The sequence below is a fragment of the Methylibium sp. genome (assembly GCF_031393925.1).
GTDB lineage: Bacteria > Pseudomonadota > Gammaproteobacteria > Burkholderiales > Burkholderiaceae_C > Methylibium.
The window spans coordinates 1-16,736 of record NZ_JANMWL010000013.1 but is presented as its reverse complement, the minus strand read 5'-3'; the positions used below and the strand labels follow the sequence as shown (position 1 = coordinate 16,736).

The 16,736-nt window shown below is 67.0% G+C and carries 18 protein-coding genes; 2 read left to right on the top strand and 16 right to left on the bottom strand.

Annotation, left to right across the window (positions count from 1 at the left end):
- Nucleotide 1: 1 nt before the first annotated feature.
- Entirely contained in the window at nt 2–370 is a 369-nt protein-coding gene (locus tag RMO12_RS01105; protein ID WP_309626722.1) for a DUF2784 domain-containing protein, read from the top strand.
- Here the strand turns inward: RMO12_RS01105 and RMO12_RS01100 are convergent.
- The 16 genes from RMO12_RS01100 to rpsB form a co-directional block, all read right to left on the bottom strand.
- Complete coding sequence (locus RMO12_RS01100; RefSeq protein WP_309626717.1) at nt 331–1,119, bottom strand: RNA methyltransferase; 789 nt, start codon at nt 1,117–1,119, stop codon at nt 331–333. The genes RMO12_RS01105 and RMO12_RS01100 overlap by 40 nt on opposite strands.
- Nucleotides 1,116–1,769: a ribonuclease HII gene (gene rnhB / locus RMO12_RS01095; protein WP_309637887.1), complete on the bottom strand. Its 654-nt coding sequence runs from the start codon at nt 1,767–1,769 to the stop codon at nt 1,116–1,118. Before rnhB ends, RMO12_RS01100 begins: the two co-directional genes overlap by 4 nt.
- Nucleotides 1,762–2,892, bottom strand: a complete 1,131-nt coding sequence (gene lpxB, locus RMO12_RS01090; protein ID WP_309637886.1) for a lipid-A-disaccharide synthase — start codon at nt 2,890–2,892, stop codon at nt 1,762–1,764. Before lpxB ends, rnhB begins: the two co-directional genes overlap by 8 nt.
- Before the next feature lie 26 nt (nt 2,893–2,918).
- On the bottom strand, nt 2,919–3,722 hold the full coding sequence (gene lpxA, locus RMO12_RS01085; RefSeq protein ID WP_309637885.1) for an acyl-ACP--UDP-N-acetylglucosamine O-acyltransferase: 804 nt from the start codon (nt 3,720–3,722) through the stop codon (nt 2,919–2,921).
- 16 nt (nt 3,723–3,738) lie between these two features.
- Nucleotides 3,739–4,179: a 3-hydroxyacyl-ACP dehydratase FabZ gene (gene fabZ, locus RMO12_RS01080; RefSeq protein WP_309626720.1), complete on the bottom strand. Its 441-nt coding sequence runs from the start codon at nt 4,177–4,179 to the stop codon at nt 3,739–3,741.
- On the bottom strand, nt 4,176–5,288 hold the full coding sequence (gene lpxD, locus RMO12_RS01075; protein ID WP_309637884.1) for a UDP-3-O-(3-hydroxymyristoyl)glucosamine N-acyltransferase: 1,113 nt from the start codon (nt 5,286–5,288) through the stop codon (nt 4,176–4,178). Before lpxD ends, fabZ begins: the two co-directional genes overlap by 4 nt.
- A 23-nt stretch (nt 5,289–5,311) precedes the next feature.
- On the bottom strand, nt 5,312–5,821 hold the full coding sequence (locus RMO12_RS01070; protein ID WP_309626940.1) for an OmpH family outer membrane protein: 510 nt from the start codon (nt 5,819–5,821) through the stop codon (nt 5,312–5,314).
- Nucleotides 5,821–8,163: an outer membrane protein assembly factor BamA gene (gene bamA / locus RMO12_RS01065; protein ID WP_309626939.1), complete on the bottom strand. Its 2,343-nt coding sequence runs from the start codon at nt 8,161–8,163 to the stop codon at nt 5,821–5,823. Before bamA ends, RMO12_RS01070 begins: the two co-directional genes overlap by 1 nt.
- A 4-nt stretch (nt 8,164–8,167) precedes the next feature.
- Complete coding sequence (rseP, locus tag RMO12_RS01060) at nt 8,168–9,529, bottom strand: RIP metalloprotease RseP (protein WP_309626938.1); 1,362 nt, start codon at nt 9,527–9,529, stop codon at nt 8,168–8,170.
- Nucleotides 9,526–10,701 (bottom strand): 1-deoxy-D-xylulose-5-phosphate reductoisomerase, encoded by a 1,176-nt coding sequence (locus RMO12_RS01055; protein ID WP_309626937.1) that lies wholly within the window; start codon nt 10,699–10,701, stop codon nt 9,526–9,528. The genes rseP and RMO12_RS01055 overlap by 4 nt, the downstream gene beginning before the upstream one ends.
- 15 nt (nt 10,702–10,716) lie before the next feature.
- Nucleotides 10,717–11,559 carry a phosphatidate cytidylyltransferase gene (locus RMO12_RS01050; protein WP_309637883.1) on the bottom strand — a complete coding sequence of 281 codons (843 nt, stop codon included), beginning with the start codon at nt 11,557–11,559 and terminating at the stop codon, nt 10,717–10,719.
- Nucleotides 11,560–11,574: 15 nt separating this feature from the next.
- A complete protein-coding gene (uppS, locus tag RMO12_RS01045) occupies nt 11,575–12,324 on the bottom strand; it encodes a polyprenyl diphosphate synthase (protein ID WP_309626935.1) in 750 nt (249 codons plus the stop codon).
- A 22-nt stretch (nt 12,325–12,346) separates the two neighbouring features.
- Entirely contained in the window at nt 12,347–12,907 is a 561-nt protein-coding gene (gene frr / locus RMO12_RS01040) for a ribosome recycling factor (protein ID WP_309626934.1), read from the bottom strand.
- A gap of 22 nt (nt 12,908–12,929) precedes the next feature.
- Nucleotides 12,930–13,640, bottom strand: coding sequence for a UMP kinase (pyrH, locus tag RMO12_RS01035; protein ID WP_309626933.1), 711 nt, complete (start codon nt 13,638–13,640; stop codon nt 12,930–12,932).
- 85 nt (nt 13,641–13,725) lie between these two features.
- Nucleotides 13,726–14,646, bottom strand: a complete 921-nt coding sequence (gene tsf / locus RMO12_RS01030; protein ID WP_309637882.1) for a translation elongation factor Ts — start codon at nt 14,644–14,646, stop codon at nt 13,726–13,728.
- 91 nt (nt 14,647–14,737) lie between these two features.
- Nucleotides 14,738–15,481: a 30S ribosomal protein S2 gene (gene rpsB, locus RMO12_RS01025; RefSeq protein WP_309626931.1), complete on the bottom strand. Its 744-nt coding sequence runs from the start codon at nt 15,479–15,481 to the stop codon at nt 14,738–14,740.
- A 106-nt stretch (nt 15,482–15,587) separates the two neighbouring features.
- Here rpsB and RMO12_RS01020 point away from each other — a divergent pair.
- Nucleotides 15,588–16,736: amidase family protein (locus tag RMO12_RS01020; protein WP_309637881.1), on the top strand; the 1,149-nt coding region annotated here is incomplete at its 3' end.

The window sequence follows — 16,736 nt, the reverse complement described above, 5'->3', positions numbered from 1 at the left end:
CATGCTCGCGGCGCGCTTGGCCGATGCCGTCGTGCTGTTACACGCCGGCTTCATCGTCTTCGTGGTGCTCGGCGGCCTGCTCTGCCTGCGCTGGCCGGTCGCTGCTGCGCTGCACCTGCCGGCCGCGATCTGGGGCGCGACCGTCGAGCTGAGCGGCGCCGTCTGCCCGCTCACGCCGCTGGAAAACCAGTTGCGCGCCGCCGCCGGAGAACACGGCTACGCGGGCGGCTTCATCGACCATTACCTGCTGTCGCTCATCTACCCCGCAGCGCTCACGCGCGATTGGCAATGGCTGCTTGGCGCCGCGGTGATCGTGCTGAACCTGGCGATCTACGCAATGGTGGTCTGGCGCTGGCGCAAGGATTCGTAGCAGCAGATCGCCGCGGCGGCCGCGACGTTGAGCGACTCTTCGCCGCCCGGCTGCGGAATTCGGCGCGTCTCGGTACAGCGCGCCAGCAGCTCCGCCGCGACGCCCTGCCCTTCATGACCGAACACCCAGGCGCAGGGGCTGGGCAAGGCGCCTTCGAACAAGCTGCGCTGGGCATGCGAGCTGGTGGCCAGCAGCGGCAGCGCCAGCGTATCGAGCGCGTCGATCGCTGCGCCTTCGACCAGCCGCAACGCGAAGTGCGCGCCCATGCCGGCGCGCAGCACCTTGGGCGACCACAGCGCCGCGGTGCCCTTGAGCGCGATGACCTGCGGCACGCCCAACGCGGCGGCACTGCGCAGGATGCTGCCGACGTTGCCGGCATCCTGCAGGCGGTCGAGCACGAGGCTGGCCTCGCCCGGTTGCAGCCGCGCAGCATCGCTCGCGGCAATGAGGTAGCCGACACCGGCCGGCGATTCCAGCCCGCTGATGCCGGCGAACAGCGCGTCGCTCAGCACCGCCACGCGCGGCGCCGCCACGGCAAGCGGGCGCAGCTTCGCGTTGGCCCAGCCCGACTCGCTGTAAACCGCCTGCAGCACCGGCCGCCCGCGCGCGGTGCAGGCCGTGCAGAGGTGCTCGCCTTCGAGCCAGATCTCGCCGAGCCGGCGGTAGGCACCGGGGTCGTCCTTGAGCTTGCGCAGGCGCGCGAGCAGAGGGTTGTCGCGCGAGCTGATCGTCTGCGGGCCGCTGGTCATGTCGTGTCGTCCTCGAAGGCGCTCAGGCCGAGCACCTCGCGCACCGGCCTGAAACTGCGGCGATGTGCGACGCAGGCACCGTGGGTGCGCAGCGCAGCCAGGTGGTCACGCGTCGGGTAGCCCTTGTGTTCGGCAAAGCCATAGTGCGGATGTAGCGCGTCGAGTTGCAGGCACAGGCGGTCGCGGTGCACCTTGGCGATGATCGACGCCGCCGAGATCGCCTGCACGAAGGCGTCGCCACCGACGATGGCCTGGGCCGGCATGCGCAACACCGGCAGCCGGTTGCCGTCGATCAGCACCCGGGCCGGCACCAGGCGCAAGCCGTCGACCGCGCGCCGCATGGCCAGCAAGGTAGCCTGCAGGATGTTGAGCCGGTCGATCTCTTCGACGCTGGCCTCGCCGACGCTGCAGCACAGCGCCTTGGCGCGAATCTCGTCGTACAGACGCTCGCGCGTGGCAGGGCTCAGCACCTTGGAGTCGGCCAGGCCGCGGATGCACACGGCGTCGTCGAGGATCACCGCGGCGGCGATCACCGGGCCGGCAAGCGGGCCGCGCCCGGCTTCGTCCACCCCGGCCATCAAGCCGGGCACGTCCCAGCACAAGCCGAGTTGCTCCGGCAAGCTCGGCCTGCGGCGGCGTGGCTCAGGCATCGATGAGCCGCGCGATGGCCTCGGTGGCAGCGCGCGCGGTGTCGCGCTCGAGGCTCAGGTGAAGCGCGTGAAATCGGTGCGCAATGCGCTCCGCCCCCGGTCGGTCGTCGAGCCAGCGCAGCACCTCGGCGGCCAAGGCCTCGGGCGTGAGAGCGTCCTGCAGCAACTCGGGCACCACGAACTCACCGGCCAGCACATTGGGCAGCGCGACCCAGGGCTGGTAGCGCATGCGACTCATGATCTGCCAGGAGAGCCACGCCATGCGGTAGCCCACGACCATCGGGCGTTTGAACAGCGCCGCCTCGAGCGTGGCCGTTCCGCTGGCGACCATCACCACGTCGCTGGCCGCGAGCACCTCGTGCGAACGACCATCGACGAGCCGCACCGCATCGTGCGCGCCGGCCTCGGCCACGACTTGCTCGATGGCCGCTCGCAAGCCGGGCGCGACCGAGAGCACGCAGCGCACGTCCGGCCGCGCCGCCACCAGGCGCTGCGCGGCGCGCACGAAGGCGGGCGCGATGTGCCGCACCTCGCCGCGGCGCGAGCCTGGCAACACCGCCACGACCACGTCGCGCTCGCCCAGGCCGAGGGCAGCGCGCGCCGCCGCCCGCGGTGGCTCGAGCGGTATGGCGTCGGCCAGCGGATGGCCCACATAGCTCGCGGACACACCCGCCCTGGCGAGCAAGGCGGGCTCGAACGGGAACACGCACAGCACATGGTCGGCCGAGGCGGCGAGCTTGCCCGCGCGCCCACCGCGCCAGGCCCAGATCGAAGGGCAGACAAAGTGAACCGTCTTCAGGCCCGCCGACTTGAGCCGCGCTTCCAGGCCAAGGTTGAAGTCGGGCGCGTCGATGCCGATAAAGGCCGCCGGCCGTTCGGCCAGCAAACGGTCGCCGAGTTCGCGGCGCAACGCCACGAGTTGGCGATAGACCTTCAAGGCTTCGGCGTAGCCATGCACCGCCAGCCGCTCGCTCGGCCACCAGGCGTCGAAGCCCTCGGCCGCCATGCGCGGCCCGCCGATGCCGGCGGCCTGCAGCGCGGGCCAGCGCGACTTCAAGCCGCCCATCAACAACGCGGCGAGCAAGTCTCCCGACGCCTCGCCGGCGACCATGCCGAGTCGCATTTGCGTATGCACAAGCAGGCGCCGCGCTAGCGGACGATGCCGCGGCGCGAAGCACCGAGGAAGTCGAGCATGGCCTGCACGTCGGCCGCTCGCTCGTCGCCGGCCGGCATCAACGCCCCCAGCGTGCCGATTTCGGCCTTGGCCTGCTCCAGGGTCAGGCCATTGCGGTAGAGCAAGCGGTGGATCTGCTTGACCTGTGCGATGCGCTCGGCGGAGAAGCCGCGTCGCCGCAGGCCTTCGATATTGAAGCCATGCACCTTGGCCGGATTGCCGTCGACCATCATGAAAGGCGGCACGTCCTGCGACAGCGCCGTTTGAAAACCCGCCATCGCGTGCGCGCCGATCTTCACGAACTGGTGGACGCCGGTGAGGCCGCCGACGATCACCCAATCGCCCACCTGCACGTGGCCTGCGAGCGTGGCGTTGTTGGCAAGGATGCAGCGGTTGCCGAGCTGCACGTCGTGCGCGACGTGAACGTAGGCCATGACCCAGTTGTCGTCGCCCACGCGCGTCACGCCGCCGTCCTGCGCGGTGCCGCGATTGAAGGTGCAGAACTCGCGGATGGTGTTGCGCTCGCCGATCTCGAGCCGCGTCGGCTCGCCCGCGTACTTCATGTCCTGCGGCGCCGCCCCGATGGAGCAGAACTGCCAGATGCGGTTGTCGCGACCGATCGTGGTGTGGCCCTCGATGACGCAATGCGCGCCGACCGTCGTGTTCTCGCCGATCACCACCTGCGCGCCGATCACCGCATAAGGCCCGACCTGCACACCCGCGCCGAGCCGGGCGCCCGGATCGACGATCGCACTCGGGTGAACGAGGGCCGCGCTCATTGCCCGTTCTTGCGCATCAGGCGATGCTGCGCATCGTGCACATGAGCTGCGCCTCGCACGCGAGTGCGTCACCTACCTTGGCGCGCGCTTTGAACTTGTGAATGCCGGACTTGATGCGATCCACCTCGACTTCGAGGATGAGCTGGTCGCCGGGTTCGACCGGCCGTTTGAACCGGGCGCCGTCGATCCCAACGAAATAGATGACCGAGTTCTTGCTGCTGCGCAGCGTGTCGTCCGAAAAGCTCAGCAGCGCGGCGGCCTGCGCGAGCGCCTCGAGCATCAGCACGCCCGGCATCACCGGGCGGTGCGGGAAATGGCCCACGAAATAAGGCTCGTTGATCGACACGTTCTTGAGCGCCTTGATGCGCTTGCCGGGTTCGATCTCCAGCACGCGATCGACCAGCAGGATCGGATAACGGTGGGGCAACTTCTCGAGGATCTGGTGGATGTCCATCATGGTGTCGTGTCGCGGCCGGGTGGCTGCGGTTCTTGTTCTTGTTGCGTAACCGAGGGCGCTTGGCCCGCTCGAGCCGCTCGCTCCAACTGCCTCACCCGCTCGCGCAGCGCATGGAGCTGGCGCAAGGTGACCGCGTTTTTTTCCCAGGCGCGATTGTCGTCGAGCGGAAAGAAGCCGGTGTACACGCCCGGCTTGGCAATCGAGCGGCTGACAGTGCTTTGCGCCGAGATATGCACGTCGTCGGCGAGCGTTAGGTGCCCCAGGATGCCGGCGCCGCCGCCGATGGTGCAGCGCTCGCCGATGCGCGTGCTGCCCGCCACGGCAGAGCAACCCGCCATGGCCGTGCCACGTCCGATGCGCACGTTGTGCGCGATCTGGATCAGGTTGTCGAGCTTCACGCCATCACCGACCACGGTGTCGCCCAAGGTGCCGCGGTCGATGCAGGTGTTGGCGCCGATCTCGACGTCGTCGCCAATGCGCACTGCGCCGAGCTGCTCGATCTTCACGTAGCCCAGCTCACGCGTCGGCGCGAAACCAAAACCGTCGGCGCCGATGACGGCGCCGCTGTGAACGATGCCGCGCATGCCGATCGTGCATTCAAAACCGAAGGTGACGCGCGGATGCAGCCGCGTGCCGGCGCCGATGCGCGCGTCGCGACCAACGAAGCACTGCGCGCCGATCACCGCGCCATCACCGATCCGCGCGCCCGCTTCGATGACGGACAGCGCTCCGATGCTCGCGCCGAGGCCGATGCATGCCGCTGGATCGACCACGGCGCTCACGTGCAAACCTGGCACGGCGCCCGGTCGCACGCGCGCGGCCCACCACTGTGTCAGCCGGGCAAAGTAAAGGTAAGGGTCGGGTGTGACGATCGCCGCGCCGCGCGCCGCCGCCTCTTCACCAAGGGCCGGCGCGACGATGACGCAGCCAGCCGAGGTGCTTGCGAGCTGGGCCCGATAGCGCGGGTTGGCGAGAAAGGAAATGGTCGACGCCGTGGCGTCTTCGAGGGGGCCGATGCGGGTGACCTGCCGCGCGTGGGCACGCTCACCAACCAGGTCGCCGCCCAGTGCAGCGACGATCTCGCCAAGGGCGACCGCGTGCTCAGTCACCGCGCGGCCGAACGGTCGTCATGTCACTTGGCGCTGTTGAGCGCCTTGATCACCTTGTCGGTGATGTCGACGCGCGGACCGGCGAACACCGCTTCCTGGAGGATGACGTCGTACTTCTCGGTCTCGAAGATCTGCTTGATCACGCGGTTGGCGCGCTCGACCACGCCGGACAGCTCTTCGTTCTTGCGCTGGTTAAGGTCTTCCTGGAACTCGCGACGCTTGCGCTGGAACTCGCGGTCTTGCTCGACCAGCTCGCGCTGGCGGCGTCCGCGTTCGCTTTCGGCAAGGGTCGGCGCTTCTTTTTCGAGTTTGTCGGACGCCGACTTGACGCGCGCCGCGGTGTCGGCGAGTTCCTTTTCGCGCTTGGAGAACTCGGACTCCAGCTTGGCCTGCGCCGCCTTGGCCGGCGCGGCGTCGCGCAAAACGCGCTCGCTGTTCACGTAGCCGATCTTCAATTCCTGGGCCGGGGCCGCTGTGACGTTTGCTGCCAAAACGGCAGCAACGAGCATCGAATTCAGGGAAAAGGTCTTCATCAGAACGCGGTCCCGATCTGGAATTGGAAGCGTTGAATTCTATCCTGCGAGAATTTTTTCAACGGTGATCCGTAGCTGAGTTTCAAAGGCCCGACCGGCGATACCCAGCTCAAGCCGACGCCCGCCGCGGAGCGCAGCTCGTTGAAGCTGAGTTTCTCGTTCTCTCCCCACACGTTGCCCGCATCGAGATAGCCGAACAGGCGCAGCGTGCGGTCGTTGCCAGAGCCCGGCACCGGCACGTAGAACTCGGCATTGAGGTTCAGGCGCCGATTTCCACCGATGTAGGCGCCGGTCACGTCGACCGGTCCGAGCGAGCCCTGGTCGAAGCCGCGCACCGAGCCAAGACCGCCGCCGTAGAAGTTCTTGAAGATCGGGTACGGCCTGCCACCAAAGCCCTTGCCGTAGCCGGCCTCGGCGTTCAGGCCGAGTGTGAAGCGCTTGGACAGCGGAACCCACTGCTGGAACTGGTAGTTGGCGCGCAGGTAGCGCGTGTCGAGCGCCACGCTCCATTCGGCGGAAAGCCGCTGGTAGCGCCCCTTGTTGGGCACGAGGGCGCTGTCGCGGCCATCGCGCTGCCAGCCGACCGTGAGCGGCAGGCTGTCGCTCCTGTCGCCAAAGGCTTCGCGGTAGAGGAAGTAGTTGTTCGGAATCGATGCGCCGGCACGGATCTCGGTGCGCTCCCAGCCGACGCCGAAGAACACCGTGTCGAACTCGGAGAACGGCACGCCGAAGCGGATCGCCATGCCCGGCGTGACGAGCGTGTATTGCTCGCCTTGGCTGTTGATCGGCTTGCTGGTGCGGTAGAAGAGGTCGATGGCACGCGAGATGCCGTCGATGGTGAAGTAGGGGTCGACGGTGCTGATGACGAAGTTGCGGTTGAAGCGGCTGGTGTTGACCTCGAACCCCAGGTAGTTGCCGCTGCCGAAGATGTTGTCCTGGCGAATGCCGAAGGTGAGCGACAGCTTGTCGGCGCTGGAAAAACCCGCGCCGAGCTGCAAGTTGCCGGTGGGCTTTTCCTTCACCTCGGCGGTGATGTCGACCTGGTCTAGCGCGCCCGGCACCTCGGCGGTGTCGACGTTGACTTCGCTGAAGTAGCCCAGGCGGTCGACCCGGTCGCGTGAGAGCTTGATGCGGCGCCCGTCGTACCAGGACGACTCGAACTGACGGAATTCTCGGCGCACCACCTCGTCGCGGGTGCGCGTGTTGCCCGCCACGTTGACGCGGCGCACGTAGACGCGCCGGCTCGGATCGCCGACCAACACGATCTCCACGCGACCGGTGGCGCGGTCGATCTCGGTGCGCGGCTCCACGCGTGCAAACGCATAGCCAAAGTTGCCATAGAACTCGGTGAAGCGTCGCGTCGTCTCGGCCACCGTCTCGGCGCGGTAGGCCTCGCCGGGCTTGATCACGACAAGCGACTTGAACTCGTCCTCCTTGCCGAGAAAGTCGCCCTCGAGCTTGATGCCCGTGACCGTGTAGGGCTGGCCTTCGGTGACGTTGATGTTGATCGAAATGCGCTGCTTGTCGGGCGAGATCGCAACCTGCGTCGAGTCGATGTTGAACTCGAGGTACCCCCGATTGAGGTAGTAGGCGCGCAGCGTCTCGAGATCGGCGTTGAGCTTGGTGCGCGAGTAGCGGTCGGTCTTGGTGTACCAGGTCAACCAGCCGCTCGACGTCAGCTCGAACTGGCCCAGCAACGTGCCTTCGGAGAAAACCTTGTTGCCGGTGACGCGGATCTCGCCGATCTTGGCGACCTCGCCCTCGGTGACGGTGAAGCTCACATTGACCCGGTTGCGCTCGACCGGCGTGATCGTGGTGACGACCTCGGCGCCGTAGAGGCTGCGCGTGAGGTACTGGCGCTTCAACTCCTGTTCGGCACGGTCGGCGAGCGCCCTGTCGAACGGCAGGCCTTGGCCGATGCCGACATCCTTGAGCGACTTGGTGAGCGCGTCCTTGTCGAATTCCTTCAGACCGATGAACTCGACCGTCTGGATGATCGGTCGCTCCTCCACCACCACCACCACCACGTCGCCATCGACCTCGAGCCGCACGTCCTTGAACAGGCCCGTGGCGAACAACGCGCGCAGTGCAGCGGCGCCCTTCTCGTCGTTGTAGGTGTCGCCGATGCGAAACGGCAGCGCACCGAAAATGGTGCCGGCGTCGGCACGTTGAAGACCCTCGACGCGGATGTCCTTGAGCGTGAACGGATCGACCGCCCAGGCCGCCGGCACATGCAGCACCGACGCCAGCGCAGCGGCCAGAACGGCGGGACGGAGGACTCGCGACAACGAACGAGGGGAGCGCGGACGGGCCGCAGGGGAAGACGCTCTGAAGGGGGACATGCGGTCAGTAAAGGCCCAGCAAGCGGGCCACATCGTTGTAGAGGGCGAGTGACATCATGGCGAGCATGATGGCGAGCCCTCCACGTTGCAGCCGATCGAGCCACACGTCCGAGACCGGCCGCCCCGTCACTCCTTCGAAAAGATGATACATGAGGTGTCCGCCGTCGAGCATCGGCAACGGCAGCAGATTGAGCACGCCCAGACTCACACTCACGAGCGCGAGAAAGCCCAGGTAATAAGCCAGGCCGAGTTGCGCGGTTTGGCCGGCATAGTCGGCGATCGTGAGCGGACCACTCAGGTTCTTGAGCGAGGCCTCGCCGATCAACATCTTGCCGAGCATCCGCAAGCTCAGCACCGACACCTCCCATGTGCGCTTGGCCGCATGCGTCAGGCCATCGAGCGGGCCATAGCGCACCAGCACCATTTCGGGCGGGCGGCCGACGAAAGCCTCGATGCGCGCCACGTTCTGGCCGCGCTCGGTGACGACGCTTGGCGTCACGGTCAACGCAAGGCGAGCGCCTTCGCGCTGCACGAGCCAATCCATCGGACGTGCCGTGGCCCCTTGCAAGCTGGCGCGGATCATCTCGCGCAAGCGAGTGGCGTCGACCACCGGCACGGCATCGACCGCGAGGACGCGGTCGCCCGGGTGCAGGCCGGCGCGCTCGGCCGGGCCGCCGGCGACCAGCTTGCCGAGCAGCGGTTCGCTGTAGGGGCCGGCCAGGCCGATGCGGCGCATCAGCTCGGCGTTGACCTCGCGCGTGTCGATGCCTTCAAGCGGCATGCGCAGGTCGCGCGATCCGCGGCCTTGCGAATCGCTCACGCGCAGCGTGAGCGATTCGCCGCGCAGCGCCGCTTCAATGACCTGCGAGTTCAGGTCGCTCAATGAACGCACCGGGTCGACCACGCCGTCTTCGTCCACCACGGCCTGTACCCAATCGCCGGCCCCGAGGCCGGCGCGCGCGGCCACGCTGCCGACCACGGGTGAACCGATGACGGCCTTGGGCTCCTCTACGCCCACCCAGTGCGAGGCCGCGAACAGAAGCACCGCGAGCAACAAATTGGCGACCGGGCCGGCGGCGACGATGGCCGAGCGTTGCCAGAGCGGCCGGTTATTGAAGGCGCGCGCGCGCTCGGCCGGGTCGACCTCCCCTTCGCGCTCGTCGAGCATCTTGACGTAGCCGCCCAGCGGCAGCGCCGACAGCACGAACTCGGTCTCGCCGCGCTGACGGCGCCAGACAACACGGCCGAATCCGACCGAAAAGCGCAGCACCTTGACGCCGCATGCGACCGCAACGCGGTAGTGACCGTACTCATGCACGACGATCAGGAGCGCGAGCGTGAAAAGGAACGCGAGCACGGTGGTCATGACAGGCTCCTCACGCGCGACTCGGCCACGCGGCGAGCTTGATGGTCGAGGGCCAGGAGCGCCTCGATCGACCCGGTGTCGGCTGGCCCCGGGCGCATGCGTTCGATGGTGTGGGCATTGACGCTGTGAATATGGTCGAAGCGAATCGTTCCCGCCAGGAACGCGGCAACCGCGACTTCGTTGGCCGCGTTGAGCACCGCCGTGCTGCCGTCGGGTCCGCGCAAGGCTTCCCAGGCCAGCTGCAAACCCGGAAACCGCCGAGCGTCGGCCGGCTCGAAGGTCAGCGCACCCAGGCACGTGAAGTCGAGCCGCTCGGCACCGCAGTCGATGCGCTCCGGCCAGGCCAGCCCATAGGCGATCGGCACGCGCATGTCGGGCGTGCCGAGCTGCGCGAGCACCGAATGATCGCGGCAGACCACCATCGAATGAATGATGCTCTGAGGGTGCAGCACGACTTCGATCTGCTCGGGCACGAGGTCGAAAAGCCAGCGTGCCTCGATGACCTCGAGCGCCTTGTTCATCATGGTGGCCGAATCAACCGATATCTTGCGACCCATCACCCAGTTCGGGTGCGCGCAGGCCTCGTCCGGCGTGGCGTCGCGCAACGTGCCCGGCTCGCGCGTGCGAAACGGCCCGCCCGAAGCGGTGAGCACGATGCGATCGATGACCGCTGGCCAGCGCCGCGGGTCTTCGGGCAGGCACTGGAAGATCGCCGAATGCTCGCTGTCGATCGGCAGCAAGGTCGCGCCGCCGTCCCGGGCGGCCTGCATGAAAAGCGACCCGCCGACGACCAGCGCCTCCTTGTTGGCCAGCAGCAGCCGCTTGCCAGCGCGCGCCGCGGCCAGGCACGGCGCCAGGCCAACGGCGCCGACGATCGCGGCCATCACCACGTCGACCTCGGGATGCGCGGCGATCTCGGCCAACGCCGCCTCGCCATCGAGCACCACGGTCGCACTGTTGCCCAGCTGCTCGCGCAATTGCCGGGCGGCGCCCGATTGCGTCAACACCGCGTAGCGCGGTTTGAAGCGGCGGCACTGCGCCAGCAATTCCTCGACGCGGCTGTGCGCACTGAGCGCAAAGACTTCGTAGCGACCGGGATGGCGCGCGATCACGTCGAGCGTGTTGACGCCGATCGAGCCGGTGGCGCCGAGCACGCACACACGCTGTTTCATGGTCACGCGATCACCTCACAGGGAACAAAGTGCCAACGCGAGCGGAAATACCGGCAGCATGGCGTCAATGCGGTCGAGCACGCCACCGTGGCCAGGCAAGAGGCCGCTCGAGTCCTTGGCCCCCGCACTGCGCTTGACGAGCGACTCGAACAAGTCACCGACGACGCTCACCGCGGCAAGGAAGAGCAGCGCGACGATCATCGCCGACGTGCCAAGACGTGACTGCAGCGTGCTGAAAATGCTCGGCACGCCTTGCGCCGTGAGGCGGTCGAAGGCGATCCAGGCCAGCGCGAGCAACAACACGCCCGCCATGCCGCTCCACACACCCTCCCAGCTCTTGCCAGGGCTGATGGCCGGCGCCAGCTTGCACTTGCCGAAGGCCCGACCGCCGAAGTAAGCCGCGATGTCGGCGGCCCAGACCAGCGCCAGCACCGACAGCAGGAAGTTGACGCCCACCGCCTTGGCCTGCGCCAAGGCCAGCCACGCCAGCGCGAGCAGCGCGATGCCGAGCAACACGCGCAGCCAGCGGGGAAGTGCCGGCCAACGCGCCACACCCAGGCGCAGCACGCCAGCACCACCGAGCACCCAGACCGGCGCCGCGAGCCACCACAGCATGACCGGGGTGGCACCCGCCTGCGTGACGCCGAGCGCCCAGGCGCCCACGCCCGCCAACGAAACCAAGACCCCCAGGCCGACTGCCGACTTGAACGACAGTCCGTTGAGCCGGCCCCACTCCCACGCGGCTGCGCCAATGAGCAACAGCGAGAGCAAGGCAAAGGGCCACGTCGGCGATGCGAACAGGGCCGGCAGTAGCACCGCCAACAACAGCGCGGCGGTGATGATGCGTTGCTTGAGCATCGAGCGGCACCGCAATCAGCTGACGGGCAATGCAGCGACTGCCATCGTCGTGGCAGCGGGCTTGACGCCGCCGAAGCGCCGGTCGCGCGCGCGGTAGGTGGCCAGCGCGGCGTCGAGCTCGGCCTCGTCGAAGTCGGGCCAGAGGCATTCGGTGAAATGCAGCTCCGAATAAGCCACCTGCCAGAGCAGGAAGTTGGAGATACGCACCTCACCGCCGGTGCGGATGAACAAATCGGGGTCAGGCGCATGACTGAGCGCCATGTATTGCGACAAGCGGGCCTCGGTCAATTGCTCGGCGGCGACGCCCTCGACGATGGCGCGGCGGCAGGCCTGCAGCACGTCCCAGCGGCCGCCGTAGTTAAAGGCCACCGACAAGGTGATGCGATCGTTGTGCGCGGTGCGTTGCTCGGCCTCACGCCATGCCTCGCGTACCTTGTCGGACACCGCCTCGCGATCGCCGACGATGCGAATGCGCACGCCCTCGTTGGCCAGCTTGCCGAGGTACTTGGACACGGCCACCAGCACCAGCCCCATCAGGCCCGACACCTCTTCCTCGGGACGCTTCCAGTTTTCGCTCGAGAACGCGAACACCGTGACGTACTCGATGCCGCGGTCGGCGCATGCCTTGACGGTCCGCACCAGCGCGTCGACGCCCCGCTTGTGGCCCACGAAACGCGGCATGAAGCGCTTGTTGGCCCAGCGGCCGTTGCCATCCATCACGATGGCCACATGGCGCGGGATCACGGCGGTGTCGAGCGCAGTCACGGTCGGCGGAGTGTGAGGCTGCTCAAACCGCCAGGATCTCGGCTTCCTTGCCGTGAACCAGACGATCGATCTCGGCGATGGTGCGGTCAATGAGCCTTTGCACGTCGTCTTGTGCGCGGCGCTCGTCGTCCTCGCCGATCTGCTTGTCCTTGAGCAGGCGCTTGACCTGCTCGTTGGCGTCGCGCCGGAGGTTGCGCACCGCCACCCTGGCATCCTCACCTTCGTTGCGCACCACCTTGGTCAGGTCCTTGCGCCGCTCTTCGGTGAGTGCGGGCATCGGCACACGCAGCAGGTCGCCCAACGACGCCGGGTTGAGCCCGAGTTCGGACTCGCGAATGGCCTTCTCGATCTTGGGCGCCATCGCCTTTTCCCACGGCTGCACGCTGATCGTGCGCGCATCCAGCAGCGATACGTTGGCCACCTGGCTGATCGACACCATTTGGCCGTAGTACTCGACGTGAACCTGGTCGAGGATGCCCGGGTGCGCACGGCCAGTGCGGATTTTCTGCAACTCGCCCTTGAAGGCCTCGATCGAGCGAGCCGTCTTTTGCTCGAGTGTTTTCTTGATGTCTGCAATGCTCATGGCGTGTTCCTGGAGCGAGTCATCAGACATGCACCAGCGTGCCTTCGTCCTGGCCCATCACCACGCGCTTGAGCGCGCCGGGCTTGAGGATAGAAAACACCCTGATCGGCAGTTTCTGGTCGCGGCACAGCGCGAAGGCGGTGGCATCGAGCACCTGCAAATTCTTGCTGATTGCCTCGTCGAAGCTGATGTTGGTGTAGCGCGTGGCCCCGGGGTCTTTCTTCGGGTCGGCGCTGTAGACGCCGTCGACCTTGGTGGCCTTGAGAACGATTTCGGCACCGATCTCGGCGCCGCGGAGTGCGGCCGCCGTGTCGGTGGTGAAGAAAGGATTGCCGGTGCCGGCGGCGAAGATGACGACCTTGCCTTCTTCGAGGTACTGCAGCGCCTTGGGCCGCACATAGGGCTCGACCACCTGCTCGATGCCGATGGCCGACATCACTCGCGCCGTCATGCCTTCCTGGCGCATGGTGTCGGCCAGCGCCAGCGCGTTCATCACCGTGGCCAGCATGCCCATGTAGTCGGCGGTCGCGCGGTCCATGCCGACCGAGCCGCCCGCCACACCGCGAAAGATGTTGCCGCCGCCGATCACCACAGCCACCTCGCAGCCTAGTTGCGTGACCTCCTGCACTTCGCGAACCATGCGAACGATCGTCGCGCGGTTGATGCCGTAAGCGTCGTCGCCCATCAGCGCCTCGCCGGAGAGCTTGAGCAGAATGCGCTTGTACGCCGGCATGCAGGGGTCTCCTCGGAGCGGGTGGGCGACAGTTTAGGGGATGCCCCGGCGGGCCTCGTGAGTCCGCCGGGGTGGGCCGACAGCCTTATTGCGCCTTGGCGGCGGCGACCTGCGCAGCCACCTCGGCCGCGAAATCGTCGGTCTTCTTCTCGATGCCCTGGCCCATCACGAACATGGTGAAGCCCTTGATCGTGGTGTTCGCGGCCTCGAGCATTTGTGCGACGGTCTGCTTGTCGTTCTTCACGAAGGTCTGGTTGTAGAGCGAGACCTCTTTCAGGAACTTCTGCACCGACCCCTCGATGCGCCGGGCCACGATCTCGGCCGACTGCGCGGGCTTGCCGGCAAGCTCGGCGGTCTTGGCGTCCTCGGCGGCCTTGCCGGCGGCGACGTTGCGCTCCTTCTCGATCAAGTCGGCCGGCACTTCGGCGGACGACAGCGACACCGGCTTCATGGCGGCCACATGCATGGCGACGTCCTTGGCCGCGACGTCGTCGCCGACGTACTCGACCATCACGCCGATGCGCGTGCCGTGCAGGTAACTCACGAGCTTGGCGTCGCCGGCAAAACGCTTGAAGCGGCGGATCGTCAAGTTCTCGCCGATCTTGCCGATGAGCGCCGAGCGCCTGGCGTCTACCGTCACGCCGTCGATCGTGAGGGCAGCGAGCGCCATCACGTCGGCCGGCGCCTGCTTGGCGACCATTTCGGCCAATGCCTTGCCGAACGCGAGGAAATCGTCGTTCTTCGAAACGAAATCGGTCTCGCAGTTGAGTTCGATCAGTGCGCCCGCTTTGCTGGCACCGCTGCCGTCGATGAAGGCGGCGACGATGCCTTCGGCCGTCACGCGCGAGGCGGCCTTGCTGGCCTTGCTGCCCAGCTTCACGCGCAGCAACTCCTCGGCCTTGTCCATATCGCCTGCCGCTTCGGTCAGGGCCTTCTTGCACTCCATCATCGGCGCGTCGGTCTTGGCGCGCAGTTCGGCGACCATGCTGGCGGTGATTGCGGGCATTGCGTTCTCCGTTCGAGAATTATCAAAATCTTGGAAAAAAGGGGCTGAATCAGCCCCTTCATGAGTGCGCGTGGTGCGCGCGAGCCGAGGCTCAGGCCGCGTCGCTCACTTCCACGAACTCGTCGCTGCTCTGGGCCGCCTGGACCACGTCGCTCACCGCATTGGCCTTGCCCTCGAGCACCGCGTCGGCGACCGCACGCGCATAGAGCGCCACCGCCTTGGCCGAGTCGTCGTTGCCCGGAATGACGTAGTCAATGCCTTCGGGCGAGTGGTTCGAATCGACCACGCCGATCAACGGAATGCCAAGCTTCTGCGCTTCGGCAATCGCGATCTTGTGATAGCCCACGTCGATGACGAACAGCGCGTCGGGCAACGCGCTCATGTCCTGGATGCCGCCGATGTCCCGCTCCAGCTTGGCGATCGCGCGCTCGAACAGCAGACCTTCCTTCTTGCTCATGGCTTCGAGCCCGGCGTCCTTTTGGGCCTGCATCTCCTTCAACTTCTTCAGCGATCCCTTGACCGTCTTGAAGTTGGTGAGCATGCCGCCGAGCCAGCGCTGGTCGACGTAGGGCATGCCGGAGCGCTTGGCTTCCTGCGCCACCACTTCGCGCGCCTGTCGTTTGGTGCCCACCATCAGGATCGTGCCCCGCTTGGCGGCCAGCGAGCGCGTGAACTTCATCGCCTCGTTGAAGAGCGGCAGCGTCTTCTCGAGGTTGATGATGTGAATTTTGTTGCGGTGGCCGAAGATGAACGGGGCCATTTTCGGGTTCCAGAAGCGGGTCTGGTGTCCAAAATGGACGCCGGCTTCCAGCATTTCACGCATCGTGAGGGTCATGAGAACTCCAAAGGTTGTGTCTAAAATCCGACCAGAATTGCAAGAACTTGCAACACCTTTTGGCGGCCGGGTTTGCGATTTGCAAATTGCTTTTGAAGACCGCCGCGTGACCCTGATTGCGAGCTCCGATTGCAAGCTGCAATTTAGAGCGGCGGCGTGCCCGGAAAAACCCACGGACTTTATCACGCCGATGACCCATGACCTGATCGGTCGCCGAGGCGCGATGCTTGCCGGCGAAACCTCCGCCGATGCCGAGATGGCGTTATCGCTCGCGCACGCGACGGGTCCAACGGGACGCCATGCGTTTCTCCGCCTCGACGCGAACCTTGGAAAAAGTACCGCCGCGGCCGTCGACGCAGCCCGATCCGCTGGCGCCCCCTTGCCGCCGCTGGCCGGACTGGCCATCAGCGTCAAGGATCTGTTCGACATTGCTGGCCAGGTGACGACCGCCGGCTCGCGCGCGTTGGCCTCGGAGCCAGCCGCTCGGCGCGACGCCTCCGCCGTCGCAAGGCGGCGGGCAGCGGGAGCCGCGCTGATCGGGCGCACCCACATGACCGAATTCGCGTTCTCGGGCGTGGGGCTCAATCCGCACCACGCCACACCGCTTAACGTGCCGATGGCCCTGCTCGACCCCGGCGTGCCGCGCATTCCCGGCGGCCCCAGTTCCGGCGCCACGGTCTCGGTGGCCGCGAGGGCGGCCTGGGCCGCGCTCGGCTCCGACACGGGCGGCTCGATCCGTATTCCCGCCGCACTGCAAGGCCTGGTCGGATTCAAGAAGAACACCGCGCGTCTGACCCCGACCGCGGGCGTCGTGCCGCTGTCGACCACGCTCGACACGGTGCGCGCCATCACGCACTCGGTGCGCGACGCGGTGTTGATGCACGAGGTGCTGGCCGACCGTTGTGTCGAATTGGCGGGGCGCCCGCTGTCAGCGACGCGCTTCGCGGTGGCCCGCACCATGATGCAGGACGAACTCGATCCCGCGGTCGCCCACGCGTTCGATCAGGCACTGGCCTGCCTGTCGCGCGCCAGCGCGCACATCGAAACCGTCGACATCGCCGCCCTCGCCGACATAGCGCCACTGCAGTTGCACGGCGGCTTCGCAGGGGCCGAGAGCTGGGCCTGGCATCGCCGCCGCCTCGCGGACCACGAGGCCGACTACGACCCCCGCTTGGCGCTGCGCATTAAGCGCGGTGCCGCCCTGAGCGGGGCCGATTACCTGGACTTTTTGCGCGAACGCGCCGCCTGGACGGCG

Coding starts and splice junctions, on each gene's coding strand:
- RMO12_RS01105 (WP_309626722.1), top strand. CDS start 2: ATGCTCGCGGCGCGCTTGGCCGATGCCGTCGTGCTGTTACACGCCGGC.
- RMO12_RS01070 (WP_309626940.1), bottom strand. CDS start 5,821: ATGAAGACCTTTTCCCTGAATTCGATGCTCGTTGCTGCCGTTTTGGCA.
- frr (WP_309626934.1), bottom strand. CDS start 12,907: ATGAGCATTGCAGACATCAAGAAAACACTCGAGCAAAAGACGGCTCGC.
- fabZ (WP_309626720.1), bottom strand. CDS start 4,179: ATGATGGACATCCACCAGATCCTCGAGAAGTTGCCCCACCGTTATCCG.
- bamA (WP_309626939.1), bottom strand. CDS start 8,163: ATGTCCCCCTTCAGAGCGTCTTCCCCTGCGGCCCGTCCGCGCTCCCCT.
- rpsB (WP_309626931.1), bottom strand. CDS start 15,481: ATGACCCTCACGATGCGTGAAATGCTGGAAGCCGGCGTCCATTTTGGA.
- lpxA (WP_309637885.1), bottom strand. CDS start 3,722: ATGAGCGCGGCCCTCGTTCACCCGAGTGCGATCGTCGATCCGGGCGCC.
- rseP (WP_309626938.1), bottom strand. CDS start 9,529: ATGACCACCGTGCTCGCGTTCCTTTTCACGCTCGCGCTCCTGATCGTC.
- lpxB (WP_309637886.1), bottom strand. CDS start 2,892: ATGCGACTCGGCATGGTCGCCGGCGAGGCGTCGGGAGACTTGCTCGCC.
- pyrH (WP_309626933.1), bottom strand. CDS start 13,640: ATGCCGGCGTACAAGCGCATTCTGCTCAAGCTCTCCGGCGAGGCGCTG.
- RMO12_RS01100 (WP_309626717.1), bottom strand. CDS start 1,119: ATGACCAGCGGCCCGCAGACGATCAGCTCGCGCGACAACCCTCTGCTC.
- rnhB (WP_309637887.1), bottom strand. CDS start 1,769: ATGCCTGAGCCACGCCGCCGCAGGCCGAGCTTGCCGGAGCAACTCGGC.
- RMO12_RS01050 (WP_309637883.1), bottom strand. CDS start 11,559: ATGCTCAAGCAACGCATCATCACCGCCGCGCTGTTGTTGGCGGTGCTA.
- RMO12_RS01055 (WP_309626937.1), bottom strand. CDS start 10,701: ATGAAACAGCGTGTGTGCGTGCTCGGCGCCACCGGCTCGATCGGCGTC.
- tsf (WP_309637882.1), bottom strand. CDS start 14,646: ATGCCCGCAATCACCGCCAGCATGGTCGCCGAACTGCGCGCCAAGACC.